18 protein-coding genes and 1 pseudogene are annotated in these 18,526 nt (G+C 33.7%); 11 read left to right on the top strand and 8 right to left on the bottom strand.

Going from position 1 to position 18,526, the window contains the following annotated elements; genetic code table 11:
- Both PVA17_RS21705 and PVA17_RS21700 read left to right on the top strand, forming a co-directional pair.
- On the top strand, positions 1 to 419 hold a 419-nt coding region (locus PVA17_RS21705; protein WP_274068935.1), incomplete at its 5' end, for a VanZ family protein.
- A 775-nt stretch (positions 420 to 1,194) separates the two neighbouring features.
- On the top strand, positions 1,195 to 2,856 hold the full coding sequence (locus tag PVA17_RS21700; protein ID WP_274068934.1) for a hypothetical protein: 1,662 nt from the start codon (positions 1,195 to 1,197) through the stop codon (positions 2,854 to 2,856).
- A gap of 54 nt (positions 2,857 to 2,910) precedes the next feature.
- Here the strand turns inward: PVA17_RS21700 and PVA17_RS21695 are convergent, their stop codons facing one another.
- Positions 2,911 to 3,678 carry a hypothetical protein gene (locus PVA17_RS21695; RefSeq protein ID WP_274068933.1) on the bottom strand — a complete coding sequence of 256 codons (768 nt, stop codon included), beginning with the start codon at positions 3,676 to 3,678 and terminating at the stop codon, positions 2,911 to 2,913.
- A 592-nt stretch (positions 3,679 to 4,270) separates the two neighbouring features.
- On the opposite strand from PVA17_RS21695, the gene PVA17_RS21690 reads away from it, so the two are divergent.
- A complete protein-coding gene (locus PVA17_RS21690) occupies positions 4,271 to 5,176 on the top strand; it encodes a cation diffusion facilitator family transporter (RefSeq protein ID WP_274068932.1) in 906 nt (301 codons plus the stop codon).
- Positions 5,177 to 6,282: 1,106 nt separating this feature from the next.
- A complete protein-coding gene (locus PVA17_RS21685; protein WP_274068931.1) occupies positions 6,283 to 6,735 on the top strand; it encodes a hypothetical protein in 453 nt (150 codons plus the stop codon).
- A 278-nt stretch (positions 6,736 to 7,013) separates the two neighbouring features.
- Here PVA17_RS21685 and PVA17_RS21680 read toward each other — a convergent pair whose 3' ends face one another.
- Complete coding sequence (locus tag PVA17_RS21680; protein WP_132362274.1) at positions 7,014 to 7,925, bottom strand: DNA glycosylase; 912 nt, start codon at positions 7,923 to 7,925, stop codon at positions 7,014 to 7,016.
- 167 nt (positions 7,926 to 8,092) lie between these two features.
- Here PVA17_RS21680 and PVA17_RS21675 point away from each other — a divergent pair, with 167 nt between their 5' ends.
- From PVA17_RS21675 to PVA17_RS21655, 5 genes are all read left to right on the top strand, one after another.
- Positions 8,093 to 8,806 carry a 2OG-Fe(II) oxygenase gene (locus tag PVA17_RS21675; RefSeq protein WP_132362272.1) on the top strand — a complete coding sequence of 238 codons (714 nt, stop codon included), beginning with the start codon at positions 8,093 to 8,095 and terminating at the stop codon, positions 8,804 to 8,806.
- 88 nt (positions 8,807 to 8,894) lie between these two features.
- Entirely contained in the window at positions 8,895 to 9,533 is a 639-nt protein-coding gene (locus tag PVA17_RS21670; protein ID WP_274068930.1) for a bifunctional transcriptional activator/DNA repair enzyme AdaA, read from the top strand.
- Positions 9,517 to 10,050, top strand: a complete 534-nt coding sequence (adaB, locus tag PVA17_RS21665) for a methylated-DNA--[protein]-cysteine S-methyltransferase (RefSeq protein WP_274068929.1) — start codon at positions 9,517 to 9,519, stop codon at positions 10,048 to 10,050. The genes PVA17_RS21670 and adaB overlap by 17 nt, the downstream gene beginning before the upstream one ends.
- A gap of 219 nt (positions 10,051 to 10,269) precedes the next feature.
- A complete protein-coding gene (locus PVA17_RS21660; RefSeq protein ID WP_132362266.1) occupies positions 10,270 to 11,088 on the top strand; it encodes an SPL family radical SAM protein in 819 nt (272 codons plus the stop codon).
- Positions 11,089 to 11,482: 394 nt separating this feature from the next.
- Positions 11,483 to 11,686, top strand: coding sequence for a DUF6366 family protein (locus PVA17_RS21655; RefSeq protein WP_132362264.1), 204 nt, complete (start codon positions 11,483 to 11,485; stop codon positions 11,684 to 11,686).
- 664 nt (positions 11,687 to 12,350) lie between these two features.
- Here the strand turns inward: PVA17_RS21655 and PVA17_RS21650 are convergent.
- The 5 genes from PVA17_RS21650 to PVA17_RS21630 all read right to left on the bottom strand — a co-directional run bounded on the left by PVA17_RS21650 (position 12,351) and on the right by PVA17_RS21630 (position 15,387).
- Positions 12,351 to 12,626: a YqhV family protein gene (locus tag PVA17_RS21650; RefSeq protein WP_274068928.1), complete on the bottom strand. Its 276-nt coding sequence runs from the start codon at positions 12,624 to 12,626 to the stop codon at positions 12,351 to 12,353.
- Positions 12,627 to 13,030: 404 nt separating this feature from the next.
- A complete protein-coding gene (locus PVA17_RS21645; RefSeq protein WP_132362260.1) occupies positions 13,031 to 13,219 on the bottom strand; it encodes a hypothetical protein in 189 nt (62 codons plus the stop codon).
- A 232-nt stretch (positions 13,220 to 13,451) separates the two neighbouring features.
- Positions 13,452 to 13,742, bottom strand: coding sequence for a hypothetical protein (locus PVA17_RS21640; RefSeq protein ID WP_132362258.1), 291 nt, complete (start codon positions 13,740 to 13,742; stop codon positions 13,452 to 13,454).
- 410 nt (positions 13,743 to 14,152) lie between these two features.
- Positions 14,153 to 14,404 carry a gamma-type small acid-soluble spore protein gene (locus tag PVA17_RS21635; protein WP_274068927.1) on the bottom strand — a complete coding sequence of 84 codons (252 nt, stop codon included), beginning with the start codon at positions 14,402 to 14,404 and terminating at the stop codon, positions 14,153 to 14,155.
- 473 nt (positions 14,405 to 14,877) lie between these two features.
- Positions 14,878 to 15,387: a DUF3231 family protein gene (locus PVA17_RS21630; RefSeq protein WP_132362254.1), complete on the bottom strand. Its 510-nt coding sequence runs from the start codon at positions 15,385 to 15,387 to the stop codon at positions 14,878 to 14,880.
- A 792-nt stretch (positions 15,388 to 16,179) separates the two neighbouring features.
- Between PVA17_RS21630 and PVA17_RS21625 the strand changes: the two genes are divergently transcribed.
- Positions 16,180 to 16,521 carry a hypothetical protein gene (locus PVA17_RS21625; RefSeq protein WP_274068926.1) on the top strand — a complete coding sequence of 114 codons (342 nt, stop codon included), beginning with the start codon at positions 16,180 to 16,182 and terminating at the stop codon, positions 16,519 to 16,521.
- Between the two features lie 898 nt (positions 16,522 to 17,419).
- Here the strand turns inward: PVA17_RS21625 and PVA17_RS21615 are convergent.
- Entirely contained in the window at positions 17,420 to 17,887 is a 468-nt protein-coding gene (locus PVA17_RS21615) for a GNAT family N-acetyltransferase (protein WP_274068925.1), read from the bottom strand.
- A 99-nt stretch (positions 17,888 to 17,986) separates the two neighbouring features.
- On the opposite strand from PVA17_RS21615, the pseudogene PVA17_RS25400 reads away from it, so the two are divergent.
- Positions 17,987 to 18,447 (top strand): annotated as a pseudogene (locus PVA17_RS25400) (XdhC family protein).
- Positions 18,448 to 18,526: the final 79 nt, after the last annotated feature.

The following is an 18,526-nucleotide window of genomic DNA, read 5'->3' as shown; positions in this document are numbered from 1 at the left end:
CTGTAAATCTTATACCGTTTTATACTATAACAGATTACTTATCTAATGGTGGTATTATTTCATTAATTAATGTACTGGGTAATATTGTTTTATTTATACCATTAGGTATCTATTTGATTTTGTTCAATCACAATAAAAGGATATTCATTAACACTTTATGGAGCGTTCTTATTAGTGTGGCAGTTGAGATCTTGCAATACTCATTTAAAGTAGGTGCTACTGACATTGATGATATAATTTTGAATGGATTAGGAGGATTCTTTGGAGTTGTTTTTTATAAAATCTTATGCAAAATTTTTAAAGATAAAGTCGAATATGCTATTGGATTAATTTCAATTATAACAGGAATCACATTCTTGATTTTGAGTATTTGTTTTTTTTCATCAGGTGTTTTCGGTATTAAACTTCGCATTCTTTAATATTCTTATACTCTTGCTTGATAGACCTTACTCAGCACTCTTATTTGCACATTTGTGAATGGATACACTTAAGCTAACGGAGGCTTTAGTGAAATCAGGAGTACAAAAATAATCAAACTTTATTAAAAATCTAATACTAAATAAAAAAGGTTAAACTCCATTTTGATTAATATTTTTCAGAATGAGTTTATTTAAATTAGCCATTTAAAAAATCTGGTTTCAAATCAAGCATTACTCAATAATAGAAAGGCTTAGGAGTTGTTCCTAAGCTTTTTTTGAGATTTTTAATGTAAGAAATGTTATGAATATAGAATTGATTTTATGTATTTAGAAAGATTCTTTTGTTGGTTTTCGGTACTCCGAAAGTGTGCATTAAAGGAATTTTTTTTATCATTTTTTCGGTATCATGCCATTACATATTTTTCTCACGATTTCGCTTACTAAGAATGTTTAAGTGCGTATTAATTAAAGAAGGGGATTTGTAGTAATGCATTTAGTAAAGACGATTTGATTACAAAATTTCTTTTTTAATTATTCGTATTATATCGATAAAAATGCTATTCGTCCCTCGACTAAATCTAGAACCAGTAAAAAACACGAATAATTGTTATCCTTAGCATAATTCGTCTGGAATTGCTTTGAATGGGTTTATTTAATTTCTCAAAATTATAATTATGTTAACTAGTTATGGTCGAAAAATTGTTTTTCTTATTCTACACTGGTATAATTTAGGTGACTTTTATGTTGAAAAATCGGTACATTTTGGAGGGGAAAATTGTTTAAAAGAAAAATCTGGAGTAGCATTTTATGTTTCGTGTTAGCCGTCATTATCTTTATAACATGGTCATTAAAAGATGATGACAATCAAAAAATTGAACTTAAGGAGAGCGTTTCACTAGAATTACCAAACTCTGAACAATTACATTTGGAAGCCAATGGTTTACTACTACAAAAAACCAAAAGTTCAAATAAATCACATATTCGTTCAACAGATCAAACAACGATTTATAATTTATTTGAAGATGGGGAAAACATGGGTTCCATCAAGGTCACTGTTCGAGAAATCGATAATAGGGATTTCTTCATTTTCACTCAATTACAAAACAAAAGCAGTAAAGGGTATAGTGCCTCGATATCGTACCCCATAAGCGGAAATATAAAGTATGATTTGACAGATTTCGAACGCCAGGAAATTCAACATGAGCACGATCATGTATACGGTGTAGATCCAACCACCTATCCTATCGGCCTGTTAACAGTAAAGGAACACGAAAACTTAGTGACCAATATGATGATAAGCCGAAACTACATATCGAAAGAACTAAAAACCAACTATGAGAACGGGGACAACAGTGTTGTCCGAGAATTGACGAGTGAAAAAAAGGACTTAAAATTAATGCATGATGATAATGGCCTTACTGTAACGCTTCCACTTCAATCAGTTGGAAATGATATATCTGAAAACTGGTTGTTACTATCTAAAGAGCCTCTATTTAAAAAACAAGAAGCGCTTGATGAATGGATTAGCCAAAGTACTAAACAATACAAAGAAACGAACAAATGGTATACAGCAGAAGGGCCTTATTCAAAACTTCCATGGTCAATCGAACCAGAAACAAAATTAGGATATGGACGAAACCTGGTGAGGGTTCAAGATAAAAAAGCGTTAAATTACTATGAAACTACACAGGAGCGATACTACTACGATTTGCTACTAAATTCTGTTGCCAACTTATTTATTTTTCAAGGAGATCACAAAGGGTTATGGGAAACGGAGTATACGAGTACGTGGTTGAAAAAAGATTATGGCATCCAAGCGCCCTATACCGATACTAGGCATAACGAGAATGTCGCGCTATTCCTAAAAAACACAGGGGACATGCTTGACATCAAAGAACTTAAAAACTCGATGATCACCTACGCAGATTTTTTGGTCGATCAGACGAAAAATGGCAACATAATCGAAGTTCCTGAAGGTGGTTATCTTGTGACCGATTATTATTCTCCCCAGCAGACAAAGAAGACACATACATCTTTAAATCATGCTTTAGGAGAAATGAATTTCCTACTAGAATCTTATCAACAAACAAAAGAAGCATCGTATTTAGACGTAGCTAGAAATATGAGACGGGGTATTGAAAACATCGGAGAAAAATGGTTACGAGAGAATGGAGATGTCTGGTATCAAGTGAATGGTGATTTCACTTTTGACGGAATTGATTATCCTCTCTTGACGTTAGGAGATTTACTGAAGTCTCAACAATGTTGGGAAGCTGTTGGAGAAAAACGAAGTGAAATGTTTGATCAACTCATTCGCTCAAAAGCTCAATATCTCGTGGAAAGTAAACAGGAAATTCTTCGACCGGTAGCGGACCTTCTCATCAACCAAGGATTTGGGGATATCATCGAAGGATACAATAATATTCCTAAGTTTTAATAAACCTGCAAAGAAGCTATTTTGATTATCTTTTTCAAAATAGCTTCTTTTCATTCATCTAGCCGCCATTTGACAGTGTTTACACGAGCGATGTGTCCTTTGTGCATAGAAACAAGCGGCTATACACAGCATAATACCCCAAAATAAGAAGCATGTATAAATGATGATGAATATAGGGAAAATCAGTCCACCCATAGCAGTTGGAAGGTATGTGGAATTCCCTATTTGAAACAGTACTGTCGCAAGACCAACGATTCCTCCAATTGTTAACAATGTACACGCTACAAAGGCGATGAAAAGCACAAGCCAGCGTGGCAATTTCTCACCCCATGGTTGAATCAATGCTAGAGCAAGAACTACTGCAAGAGCGGCTAAAATTGCGGTGAAATCAAACTGGCCCACATGTCCTGTAGCTAGTGCGACTTCTCTATTAATGTAGCCTAACGATCCCCCTGCACTCCAATATACTTTTAATCCTCCATAGAACAAGGCGGGAATACACGAGAGATAACCGGCATTTCTTGCAAATCTTCTCCATCGAGGAGATGAAGGCGTAGTGACCCGACCACAGAAAAGGCAAGCATGACGTAGCCAGCGCTGATAAATAAGTGTTCTTACGCTCCATAAAATTCCTCCTGTTAAGAAGAGTCCTCTAATGATAAAACCGGGTTTATCCACCGACAAAGGAATGAAACCAAAGAGACGAAGAGCATCAATGACAATTAGGCCCGTCGATATTCCAAATAGTAATACCGTACACGTTGACCAGGCAACGATGAGGAGAAGCCAGCTTGGGAGTTTTTTACCCCAAGATTGTACCATAGCAAGTGCCCCGGGATGGAGAGGATACAAATGCTGCCCGCAATTAACGCATATCCTCGGAAGATAGAACTATAGAACAGTTCACTGATTTCTTGACCATAGCTAACAGGAGGAAGACCGACCATTCCACCACTCGCCCAAAAGAAGTAGACGCCGGCTAAAATTAGTGCCAACACACACCAACCATAGGTCACCCATATAGTCCAGCGAGGCTGACCACAAAAAACAGCGATTGGAATAACATTATTTTTGTTAATAGTTGATATTTCAATTCACACTCCCGACTCTCAAAAATACAATATATACCAATTGTAAAATCTAACGTTAAAGTTTGCAATAACACGTTAATAAATTTGAAGGATATTCGAAAGAGAAAAGAACAGTAAGTACGCGTTGTTTAATTTGGTCTGAGGCAACTTATTTTTATAATCTAAATTTATTTAGTAATGGTAAAAAAGGTTGTTGTAGACCCACTCGATATTCGTCTGATATTATAGTTGAGTATTAATTGAATGAAGTAGGTTAAGGGGATTTGAGGAGAATTTCTCCCCTCATTTTTTAGTATTACAACTCTTAATCGGAGGAGAAATAAATGGTTAGTGAGAGAGAACAAATTAGCAAAAAAGTTGCATGGATTGCACTTGTATCCAACCTAATGCTAATGATAGGTAAAATCTTCTTTGGTCTTTTTGGAGGTAGTGAGGCTGTATTTGCAGACGGAATTCACTCTGGGGCAGATGTAGTAGCTTCGATTGCTGTGCTAGCAGTTGTAGGTATCTCTAATAAACCACCCGATAAGGATCATCCCTTTGGGCATGGTAAAGCAGAGGTGATAAGTGAAGCAATCGTTGGCATTATTTTAATATTAGTATCACTCTATATATTCATAGAAGCAATTTTAGCATTTTTTGACCAACCCGGTGTACCACAGTACAGTGCATTGATTGTAGCTATAATTTCTTACATAGCGAAAGAAATATTATATAGATACTCCATAAAACAAGGAAAAAAATGGAATAGTAAGGCTATAATAGCGATTGCTTATGATCATAAAGGAGATATTATTGCTTCCCTTGCAGCATTTATAGGCGTCCTCTTAGCGATTATAGGAAATGCAATTGGATGGACATATTTGTTATACGCGGACGCAATCGCAAGTGCTTTAGTAGCTTATTTTATTTTTAGAATCGCAATGGAATTAGTTAGACCTTCTGTTGATATTTTAATGGAAAAAAGCGTGGAGCAGTATCTTTTAGACGGTTATGAAGCTACTATTCATGAATTTTATCAAGTAAAACGAATAGACAAAATTCGTGCAAGAGAACACGGTCACTATAAGATTTTAGACGTTCGACTTTCACTTAATCATGATTTAACTATTAAACAAGGCCATGATATAGCTCGTGATATAAAAAATGAACTATTAAATAAATACCCAGATGTTGGGGAAGTCCTTATTCATATAAATCCATACTATATAGAACCTGATCAAAGCTAATTTACAAAAAAGTGCTGGTAATAAAGTAGCCGAATGCTATCGATGAATAGCTAAGGTGCCTACTGACGAAATCCAATATCATAAACATAAATCAGACTTTTATTACAATATAAAAATAATTACTTAAAGAGCATGCTTTTTACTACTAAAGTAAAGAACATGCTCTTTTCTATTACCTCTTCCACAATCGTCGATATATCCCCATATATAACTTCTGCACTGTAAAAAAACATCTTCTTTTTCTACTAAGTCAACATCAAAGAGCAATAATCTATATTAAACGATCATTGAGAAAACATCCTACAAAAATGCTTTGGACTTAAAGCGGGGATTTATTTAAAAATGATCATTAAACAAAGGTAAGCTCTTGGAACAAGATCATTTGAAGAAAGAGGATTGACATAATATGTAGGTTAGAAAGAAGAAGGGTATCGCCTTCATTTAAACTTATTGTATTTAAGCGCAGAGAGTCGCTGCAGCAAGGGCTTCAGGAAAACAGGTTCCAGTTGGATAAATTTGATGTAATCTTAAAAAACGTTGAAAGGATGCCAGAAGCGGGATTAAATGTGGATGAAGGGGCAATATCCGTTCTTTTTTCTATTTCTATCTATTATCTTCTTCCATGTTAAAGAAAACGAGTTCAGATCGTCTCAGACTTGAAGTTACTAACAATGTAAATTAGCTGTTGTAGATCCGTTAAGGTCATTAAAGATATTTATGAGTAGTTGAAGAATCACTCTATCATAAATAATTGTAGTTTACATAATATTGTCATAACTCATTCGAATTATCGGATAGTGCTCCTAATTTACCGTTCATAAAGGGATTATTCATATAAATTATGGTAATTACTATTTAAAGTATATTCACCCAATATCTTCAACATATGTAATACATACATTAGTTGCAAACATTGTGTTAACTTTCTGGTTTGTGATTTTAAAAGAGGGATCCTTAACATAAAAATAAAGAAACAAAGTTACCATTTGAAATTGAAATTTTACAGTAAATAGAACATTTAGGTGACCATATATCGGGAAGGGTGATGATCAATTATTAGAGTAGATAGTAAGAAAATTTTATTGCTGATTGGAAGTCTTATATTAATGATGCTACTTGCTGCTTGTGCAAATGAAAAAAAACCAAGTCAGCCAGAATTTAAAAAACAATATTTTGAAGGAAAAAGTGATAATTGGTATGTAAAAATGGCAAGCGAAATGGAAAGCAATAGACGCTATGTCATCTCTTATATTGGACAAGAAAATAAACCATTAAATTTTAAATACGAAATATATGAAGCTTCTCACAACCCCACATTTGGCAATGGTGAATTTAAAAACGAAGAGGAATTTGAAATTCATGTAAAATGCGGCGGTCCGTGTGATGCCCTTCCTAATAATGTACCTATTCAAATTCAATGGGAAGGAGAAGAAGAAAAAGTAGTAATTCGTAATAAAAATAGAATGTTGTCGGTAACATCGTTCTACTCTAAAAATATTATTCATTCATTGAATCTGGCAGAAAAACAAGTTAGACTATCTACCAAACTGATGGAATGAATGCTCTACAAGTGGATGATATTGATAATCCAGCAGTTTGGACTACATAGAACAGCTATACAAAAATCAACGAAAGGAACAGCTACAGGCGTTGAACAAGTGACAGCAATAACCAAACCATCTTATAGATGAGGTAGGAAAAAAAGAAAAATTGTTAAAAAACGAAATTGAAAATTAAATGAGCTGTACAACAATTTATATTTTGGTAATATTCCAGGCAAAAATAGAAAGGAATCACCGTAGTAAGATGATTCCTTTCTTAATAAAGTTATAATTATTCAGTATAGGACACGCCATAAATAAAAGGTAGCGTATGATTCCCAGTTTTTCCATGGAAACGATATTTCTAAGATTTCATCTTTCGTCGGCTTTCGATCCATATTACGTAAAAGTTTTATCGAATTAATAAGACCCACATCATCGATTGGGAAAGCTGTCTGGAACCTTAGGCAGCGCATGAGAACATAATTGGCTGTCCATGGGCCGATCCCTCGTATTTTAATTAAGCTCTTCTCAGCATCTTTAAAGTTCATGTTCATTAATTTCTCCCTCGATAATTCTCCACTTGCCATTAATTTAGCAATTCCAATAATATATTCACTTTTTTTCACCGTCATTTTAATATCTGCTAGGTCGGTAGTTGTTAACTGTGCAATTCGTTCGTACGATGGGAACACCCAATACTTTTTACCATTCCATTCGATTGAATCCCCAAATCCTTCTACAAATTGTTTCTTTAAGGCGTACGCGAACGCTAAGTTAATTTGTTGCCCTAAAACCCCCCAACATAATGCTTCAAATAAATCAGGAATGCCTATAACTCGCATTCCGTAAAATTTTTCGGCGGGCATTTTAAGTAATGGGTCTGCCTTTGCCATTTCATAAAATGGCGTTAAATCGTTATCAAGATCAAACCATTCTTGAATATATTTAACAATCTCCTCCCGCTTCCACTTTTCAATAGGTCTACAATCATTTAGGAATTGAACAACCATTTGTTTATGATTGATTACGCTGATCTGTACTAAGGACCGAATGTCTCCTATGGCAATAACTTTTGTAATTTTATCGTTCTCTATTTCATACATACATTCATTTTTTTCCCTTGTTAAATAGCCTAGGTTAGCATTCATGTCGAAATTTCCAGGTAATGTGATTACAATATCATCATTGACTTCATGCCATGTCATTTTTCCATTCTCCTCATCTAAAGACGATTTTCTATTGTAATTTTACTTTATCACATAATTATCTTACCTAATTTTGTTATCTTGCTATTACATTCTAAACACCTTATTTTTTTCTATTTATGAGGTTATAGTGTTATTTATCAAGAATGCTTAAGGGAGTGATAAAAATGGTCCAAGATATTAAAACACGCGTCGAGAACTTAAATTGGGATTCCATTCAAAATGAATTAGATGAGCAAGGATTTGCAAAGCTTCCAGCAATTTTAACAAAAGAGGAATGTGAATTGTTCATAAAATTGTATTATGAGGAAGAACCATACAGAACGACAATCAATATGACGAGATATCGCTTTGGGAATGGGGAGTACAAATATTTTTCCTATCCATTGCCTGAAATCATCCAACGTTTAAGAGAGTCCTTTTATCTAGAATTGGCCAAAACAGCTAATCGATGGTTCGGTTATTTTAAAAAAAACGAACAGTTTCCAGATCATCTTCAAGATTTTTTGAACACTTGTGAAGAATATGAACAAACGAGACCGACACCTTTATTATTAAAGTATGAAACAGGCGGGTTTAATTGTTTGCATCAAGATATATATGGCGACATATTTTTCCCGTTTCAAGTAGTATTTGTATTAAATCAACGAGATAAAGACTTTGGTGGTGGAGAATCGCTATTAGTGGAACAAATTCCTCGTGCTCAGAGTAGGGGACATGTCATTACTTTAGAACAAGGCAGTGCGCTGATCTTTCCTACAAATTACAGACCTGTTCTAGGCAAAAAAGGATATTATAAAAATACGGTTCGTCACGGCGTAAGTACGGTTACTTTTGGAGAACGATACGGTCTTGGAATTATTTTTCACGACTCTAAATAAAAATTAAACTTCAAAATCTTGCGATTCTATTCCCAGAATTGTACATTCTGAAGTTATAGGGAGTATATTGTAAGGAGAGGTGAGATAAATGCCGAATAGAATTAATAACGGACATCAAGAAAACGATGGTTATAGCACTTTGAACGATACAGAAATGATAACAGATGAAAAGTGGCAAGCAATACTAAATAATGATACAGCGTACAATCATCAATTTTTCTACGCTGTAAAATCGACAGGGATATTCTGTAAACCATCCTGTAAATCTCGCGTTCCGAAAAAAGAAAATGTATGCATTTTTTCAAACGCAGAACAAGCCCTCCGCGCAAATTTTCGCCCTTGTAAACGGTGTAAGCCTACTAATGAAAATCTGCCAGATAGCGAGTGGGTTAATTTAATTACTGAATACATTGATAAAAATTTCACAGAAAAATTAACGCTAGAATCGTTAGCAACTATTTGTCACGGGAGTCCGTATCATATGCATCGAACATTTAAAAAGATTAAAGGCATTACGCCGGTTGAGTATATACAACAAGTGAGAGTACGCGCGGCAAAAAAGTATTTAATTCAGACAAATAAAGCGATTGGAGATATCGCCATATGTGTGGGTATGGCTAACGCGGCTTATTTTATTACTTTATTTAAAAAGAAAACTGGACAGACACCAGCACAATTTCGTCAAATGAGTAAAATGGAGGAAAAGTACAATGGAAACAAGGAATAAACCAACCCTTTATTGGTCTTTACTTAAGTTTAAAGATTGGCATTTTTATATTGCTGCAACTTCAAAGGGGCTTGTGTTTGTAGGTTCACCGAACAAACCATTCGAGGAATTGTTCGAATGGGCTAAGAAACGCTTTCCAGGAAGTCCTCTTGTTGAAGATGATGCAAAGCTTGAACCTTATGTTATTGAAATCACTCAGTATTTAGAAGGAAAGCGCAAAACCTTTACTGTTCCATTTGAGTACATAGGTACGCCATTTCAGCTAGCAGTCTGGAATGCACTTTGTGAAATTCCTTATGGACGGACGTCATCCTATTCCGACATTGCAAATAAGATAAATAAGCCAGCAGCTGTTCGTGCTGTAGGCGCGGCTATTGGAGCTAATCCGATATTAATGACTGTACCATGCCATCGTGTAATAGGAAAGAATGGCTCATTAACTGGCTATCGGGGCGGTTTAGAAATGAAGACGCTGCTCCTGGATCTAGAAAAACGAGGTTCATCTAGCAATGAGTAATTATTGCCGTTTAACTTGATTCAGCAGAAGTCGCCCACTTCTATAAATGGAGGGATGAATACGAAGATACATATAAATCAGGAGGGGGTCCAAACTCCCTGCTGATTCAAGTTAAGCCTCCGGCGGATGTCACAAATTTTGAATGGAGTTAATTGTGCAAGCGCAATTCAAAGTTTGAACGCAATTACGCCGAGGTATTAGATTGAATGGAGGTTCATCATGAAAAGTGAATTATTTTATAAAAGTCCGAAAACCATTTTGAATAAAGGGACTGGCTTTCTTTCTGGATATACACATTCCCTAAATCCTTATACAGGCTGTTCATTTGGGTGTTCCTATTGTTATGTACGCGAAATGCCTGTAGCTCTTTTTCGAGAAGGAGAATGGGGAAATTGGGTTGATGTTAAAAACGGAGCTGCGAATTTATTAAAAAAGGAGCTCCATCGCGCCAAATCTAAAGGAAATGTAACCATTTTTATGTCATCAAGTACAGATCCATATCAACCAATTGAGTATCAGGAAAAAGTGACGCGATCTTTACTAGAAGTTATGGTGGAAGATCCCCCTGACTTCCTATTAGTACAGACTAGAAGCCCATTAGTAAGTCGAGATATTGATTTACTGCAACATTTTAAAGATAAAGTTCGGGTAAGTATGACAGTAGAGACAGATAGGGAAGATATTCGTAAGCATTTTACGCCCTTTGCTCCTCCTATTCCGGCAAGGCTTAAAACACTCCAACAGCTTGCTGAAGCCGGTATTCCTGCACAGGTTGCGATCGCTCCCGTATTACCAAGTAGCGAGCGGTTTGCAGAAATATTACGTCCATTGGTTAACCGAGTATGTATTGATGATTATTTTATGGGGGACGGCAGTGGTGGTAAACGCACACACAGGATGGGCTTACAAGCGTTATATAGAAATCTGGAAATGGAAGAATGGTATCATCCATCCGTCTATCAAATGGTTTATAAACGAATGCGGCAGTATTTTTCGGAAGATGAACTTTTCATTAGCCAGAAGGGATTCGAACCTTAGCAGTAAGTAGTATCTGCATGGTTACGACTCATCATGAGCAGGAAGAATTAACAGAAGAGAAGAAAGCCCATTTTGCACAAGAACGTGAGCAAATATTAGCCAAGTTACGAGATCTCTAATTAGACGAGGAATAGTAAAAACCATTATAAAATAGATATATATAAAATAATTTGTATATCGCAAGAAAAAGGGGTAATTCTGTTCCATGGACAGCCATAAAATTGGCTATCCCAACTAAGCATGTTCGAAAATTAGAGCGGTTTAATAGGCATAAAATCGGTAAAGGCTTTTTTCGGGTTTCAATTAAAAAAATGGAAGGTAGATAATCCGTAATTAACACTTTTAAAACCATATGTGTTATAAATAAGCTAATAATTTTTTGGAGGTGTATCACATGGATTCAAAGGAAACACCAGAAGAAAAAAGAGAGCGTTTAAGACAAAATGAACTTAAAAATAATCCTACTGGTTCTTTAAATGATGGAATTAATAGAGGCATTGGCGGTAATTTAACTGGTATGGGTTGGAAAGAGTCGATTGCATTAATTTTGTTGTTATTTGTCGGATATATCGTATATAAGTTATTTTTTAGTCAATAGTTTTCAGAAAATTATATTTTTCACTTTGATCAGTCAATCTGGAAAAAACAGACTAAATTCGGAAATATTCCATGACTTTCGAAAAAAACGGATGGCAGCTTTTATTTTATGCTGTGAGAGCGATCGAAATGGGTAACGGTACGTGTTACTGAATCTAGATCGCTCTCACAGCGTTATTTTTATTGTTTTAGTAAGCTCAAAGCTGTAAATCGTAATTTAAAATTCAAAGCATCATAGTTTCAATTTCACCAAAAAGTTTTCCTTCCAAAATCTAAGAGATCAAGGATTTGGTAAAACTTTAGCCTTTACAATTTGAGAAGAAAATTTTAAAAGGGTCACTGAGTTAAGGTGACCCTAAATGAGGGAGGATGTGACGGTCAACCAACGCCACAACCGAATAAGTGTGTGCGATACACTCAATATTAATTTGTGCAAGTAGCTGTTACTTATACATATAAAAACGCATCGTGTCACACGCCTATAAAAGTCGCCATGCGTAAAGTGCGAAACTTTGTTCAATTTGCATTACTACCATTGGTATACTGATATGTACGTTTTAATGGAGCAGCCGTTAGAGTGTGTCAATTTAAAATAATGTAATTAACATCAATTGCAAAACATACTTTTGGAAGAAATTTATGATTGTCGAATATTGACTTTATTATCACTTAATATGTGAGCTAACAATAATAAGAGTAATTCCTGTAAAAAGGCAAATAATTCTCGTCACTGGAATTTTATCAGCTAGTCCAAATAATGCAATGGCAGTCGTTACGATTAAAACTGTTGGACCAACCAAAGCAAGCATTGTATTAATATAGAATGCTTTTTCTAAACTATTAAACTTTAGCATCAACAATCCAGCACTTACTTCAATACTTCCAGACAATACGCGTAAAATAACCATAGCAAGAACCGATTTTTCAATAACTGTCATCATCCAATCTTTATAGATAGTTTTTAAAGGTGAAAATAAAATTCTCTTATATTAATTTCCATCATTAGGATAGTTGTAGACTTCTGTTTTAATATGAAATACTAAAATCAATATATGTATGATTCGTGTTAATTATTCTTGTTATATTATGCTTTATAGTGTTCCTTTAATAAGCGATTTTCTAGTTAATAGTTCGTAGTTCAAATAGAATCTTAGAATCTGTTTCAGAAATCCATTTTTTAGGAAGTTTAGTAACTTTATTTGAAGATCATTAAGTTGATTTGCAGCTCTTTTTTATTAACGGGCTGGCTACTTGAACATGCAGGTTATTATCAAAGCAAAATTTTAACTTCCATCACTAATACCAAACTATATTGTGCAGTAAAAAACCGGTTAGAATATTCCAATCAGCTTCTGTTTTTTAGTTTTTTATCCGTTTCAATACCCACACTGAAAACAGCGAAAATCATACTAAAGAAAAATACTATTTGAATGAATCTGTCAGCTGTCCAATACCCTAAAAAATTCATGAAAACAATAATGACAAATAAAATTGTTGAAACAATTTGCGTATAGAAACGTAAATTACCAGACATTTTATCCCTCCAATTTATGTGAAAATATTCAAGCTTTAAGGATGTGCAATAAAAAGAACAGTTAACAATTAAGTAAACTGTTCAAATGGTATTAAAAAAAGTGGATTTTTATTAGGTGTTCATTTCAATAGATTTTTCTAGAAGTATCTACAGCAGCAGATATTTTCATTATAAATGTTATTGAAATGCCAAACCCAATCGAGATAAGTATTGTTCGAATCTTCAGCTAATATTATTTTTTTGTATCAGATAACTCCACTGAAAATGTGCCGAGATTGTTTTCTTTTGAAATAGTATTAATAATGTTAGTTATTTTATTTATTGTTTTATCATCCCTATCAAAGTTAGATAGTGAAATTGTTAGAACTTTATTTTCAGGTGAATAAATTGTATAGAGGATTCTTTTGTCTGGAGAAAATCCGTGTTCTACGAGACCATTTATAATTTTTTTAGTTAATTCAACTTCTCCAATCTTTTTATTTATCTCTTCAACTACTTTTAGTTGTTCTTCGGAATTCGACACAAATGCATATGAGGAAATATCTGTAACAGATTGGGAATTACGATTATAAAATACGTAGATGCCAATTGTAATTAACAAAAGAATAATGGAAAAGGTGATCTTTTTGATGTTAATTCCTCCTTACATGCAAAGTATGTATTATTTTTAAAATATATGATTTTAAAGAGGACAATGTACAGGAGAAAAGGGAATAGAAGGGATAGCAAAAGTCAAAAAATGAGGGAATGATATATGGAGTGATCCGAAACAATAGGTAGAAGCTAAGCTGATTTGCTAACACTACTATGGCATGAGTAGGTTTAGTTGATGGACATGTATATTTAAAAATAAATAATCATACGAGTCTATATGCTTGGAGAAATAATGGAGAAAACCGGCAAAAAAATTGCCGGTTTTGGGATGATAATCAATTATTTTGTATTGTTATTATTTTCAAATCGACCAGAAGCTAGCTTTTTGTTAGCTTCTGCTTGTTGAATTTGTTGTTTAATTTGATTAACATCAGTTTCATTCCCGAATTCTTGGCTCATCGAGTTCATTGTACCAGAAGCTTGTTTTTTGTTAGCTTCTGCTTGTTGAATTTGTTGTCTAATTTGATTAACATCAGTTTCATTTCCAAATTCTTGGTTCATCGAGTTAAAATTTTGGTTGTTTTTATTCATGTATTTCACCTCCTAAAAATTAGTTTGTACAAAAGATGCTTTATTATTCGTAGGTTATCCTAAATGGAGTAAGCAATATTTAAAGTATTTTTATAAAAAATCATTTATTGAAATAAGAAAAAAAGCGCGTTATCCCATGCTACAGTAACCTAATGAACAATTTGAGAATTAAATGCAAATAGAGTATAAAAAAAGCTCTAAAAAACTCATAAAATCCCAAACCTAAAAGGACAACAGGTATCAAAAATATTTTAAATATTTTAGGTGAAAGAGCTTTTAGGAATATTACAAGGTAGATTCTCACACAAACTAAAATGACAACTATTAATAAAATAATCGAAGGTAAGAAATATAACAAACTTGTTCCTTTTGATAACCATGAAAATATGTGCATAACATTACCTCGTAATTAAAAGAACAGTTAAAAACCCCAGCGTTAAACTGGGGAACGGTTTGTCAGGTTTAATCAAATACTATTTTTCTGGATAAGCCACATGCATAGGTGGGGGAACTAACCAGCCTTTGGTCTTATTAAGACGTAACAGTTTTGCGCCGAGTTGAGCTTTACCTGTGTGGAATTGAGCGTACATTAAAGCAATATCCTCTCTAGTTGACATGCCCATAACTTGACTACATGTAACTAACCCCGCAGCAAGGTCACCTGTTAGGGCTGCACTAATTTCGGGATCATTGAATTTCGCACCAGGAGGGATATCCTCTATTCGTGCAACTGGTCTCTCCGGTGGTGCAGGGGGGAGAGCAACACCGTTAGTTTTTAATATTTTTTCTAACTGTTTTGCTTCTTCTTTACAAGTGTCGATGATATCTTCGATTATTTTTCTTAAATCTTCATCACCAGAATGATTGTAAAACGTTTGATATCCGGCAATAAAGCCATAATTTACAGTGAGATGTGTCCAGATACTAAAGACTTCTCCGTAGTGTAATGGCTCGTCTTTTGGGTTGCCACTAAGTATTCCCATACTTGCTCTTCCTCTCTTATTTGAACATTTTCAAACATAGATAGTATGGGTTAAAAAAGAAAAATAATTCGATTTTTATATAAAAATCGAATTATTTGTTCGAAGTGACCTTGAAAGAAATGAAGGAAAGATAAAAAGAATTGCTTGTTTGTCACTTCTGTTTAGAAAAAAATTAAGAAGGGTCACTTGGGATGGAGTGACCCTTAGAAGGAAACGGGATGCAAAGCAAATTTACTTTACATATTTAGAATATGATTTAGAAGTTATGATTATATAGTTTATTAACCATGAAATTGTATTTAAAAATATAAATAGGAAATTGATTAAATTATTATGATTGGAATAGCGTAGTACTTTTTAAAAATCGGGCGATGCAAGTGCAACGCATAGCTATCCGCAAGATAATGTATGTTCTAGTATTTAAAACAATACAACTAAAAGAACATCTTCTAAATAATTATTATGTGTTCAAAATCATCCCATTATCGTTAAAGAGAAGTGTTATCGTTCACATGAAAAATATAGCGAGCTTCGGAAATAGAAGCCGAAAAATACAGATATTGTACGAGGACATGAATCTACGGACACCCGAAAAGTCATTAAATAAGCAATTCTTTAGAATATGTCTCGGAATTTTTGTCCAAATCCAGAGACGGAAATTTCCAAACAAACATGTTGAATTTTTTATATAAACCAAAAAGAAATAGTTGTTGATGGATAAGACCAATCACAGTTGGATAAAATATTTGTGAACTTAAAAAGTTCAAATTTCAAGGATTGGGAGGACTAAATATGTCATCTGAAATGGGAGAAATACATCGTACTGGTCGAGACATTAACGACGTAATAGTACATTTTGGTGGGCAAGCTGAGAGTGTTTATAGTTCATTGGCTGAACAAGGTCGACTTTCAATACAAAAAAAAGCAGACGAATTAGCTGCACAGTATCTTGAAAGTAATCCTAATCCAGACTATTATGATTGTGTTGAAATTGTAGCGGAAGGCGTTTTGACAGCAGGGAACGAAATAAAGGCTAGCAGTGGTTCTTGGGGAGAATCAGTAGATGCCGCACTCGGTGCTGGTGTTGCAATTCCAGCTGCAAAAGTAGCTTGTAAAAGAATAACGATGTCTTAACATTAATTTTTGAAAAAGCGTAGGCGTAAATAGCTTATGCTTTTTGTTATTTATTGATTTCTTTTATCCTCTCCTCAATATAATAGCTGCCTATTCAGCATGCAATGAGGAAGCTTAGCAACATGGATTTGCCAACTTACTAAGTTAACCCATATTTTTTAGACAGTTCTACCAAATGTACATTAGGCTGGCTATTTCTTAGTCATCAAATAGGTTCTGCATTAGGGGCATATGTTCCAGGTCTAATGTATAATTTCCATGCCAATTATAATTCTTCTTTTTATCTATCGATAATTATTTTACTAATTGGTGCAACTTTTACCTTTTTACTTCCTGAGCAAAAGACTCTAGAGAAAAAAAACAAAGTACTATTTAAGTATGGGAGATTAACATCTAATTTAAATGTGTGCTTTCATTTAGGACATGTAAATAATTTTGTTTATTTTACTTATGTTGAATAAACAAAATGCGACAAGATAAACATCAATAGAAGACACCAAAGTCTAAACTAATTTTTACGTTGAAGTAAAGTTTAGACTAAGGAGGTTTAGTTTAAAAGATTGTTAAAGAGGCAAATCGAAGTAGCTAAATGGATTCCTTTAGGAAACATAGATGATGGTTACAAAATATGGGCAGGAACAAAAATTAGAATGTACAATGTTGTATAAGAAACCATAGACTATCAAAAACACATAATTGCTACAATACTAATTACAATTCGCTAAATAAGTATTGAAGAGAATTTTTTTATCAAACCTTATTCTATGCCAACTTAAAAAAACCTTTAATTAAAATATAACGTATAAAAAAACTACCCAATCCAGCGAATGGTAGTCTTCTTATATTTGGCCTTATCCAATTAAGAAGGATCAAATCATAAAGGAATAGTTGAAAAGATTTACTTAAATTCTTTCACCATATTAATTCCGAAAGTTTTAAATCCAATATTATGATAAAGTTCTATTGCTCTTGTATTTGAGCCGAAAACATGCAATTTAAAGTAAATTATTGATTGTTGAATCAGCATTCTCTCCACTATTGACATTACTTTTTTTCCATATCCATTAGATCTATATTCTTCAAAAATATAGATTTCATATAAGAAAGCACTTTGTTTTTGTATATCTAACTTAATCCACAAAAATCCAATAACATTGTCGTTCAATAAAATGTTATAGAAGTGGTGATTCTTAGTTAAAACACCGTCAGGCAATAATGATGCCAATTGATTTTTTGCCCGGGTTTCTCCCATTTCCCCTACCTCATGAACATTTTCTTCTAATACCATTGCAAACCTTACCAATTTATCCTCATAGTACTCTTTAAAATCTATAGGACTCATTTTAGTCAGTCTAATATTATTCAAAAATAACACCTCTTAGCATGAATTTTTATTTGCCATTGTTAACTTTAAATATTATACAATCTTATATAAAAAAGCAAAAAAAGAAGGTTAATCCAAAAAATGTTTACAAAAAGGGAACGCCTTTATATATTTGGTGCAGGAACTGACATAGAACCTCTAGTTAAAATAGCATCAAAATTAGACTTTATAGTATGTTTAATTGACCCTCGAACTGCAAGATGCAATAAAGAAAACTTTCCAACAGCAGAAGAACTTATAATCGAATTTCCTCATGTATATATTCAACAAAAAGATTTACCCTTAAATAGCTTTGTTCTAATTATGACCCATAATTTTAGATGGGACCAAACTGTTTTGAAAAGCCTAATAAAAAAACACCAAAATATATTGGGATCCTTGGTCCGAAAAAACGTACAGAACGATTATTGTATCCTGAATTAATACCTGATTTTCTACATACACCAGTTGGAATAGATATATCAGCAGAGGGATCAGAAGAAATTGCTATAAGTATAAGTGCTGAACTAATAAAAAAAAGAAACAGAAACAAGATTAATTAAACGTTGGTTTAATTAAAAGGTTATTTGGGGAAGAGACCTAAAAATGTGGAAACATGAATATTTCCACTATATATACATG

Origin of the sequence: Lysinibacillus sp. CNPSo 3705, assembly GCF_028674935.1 — a bacterium.
Lineage (GTDB): Bacteria > Bacillota > Bacilli > Bacillales_A > Planococcaceae > Lysinibacillus.
This window is presented reverse-complemented; position numbering and strand designations above follow the sequence as displayed.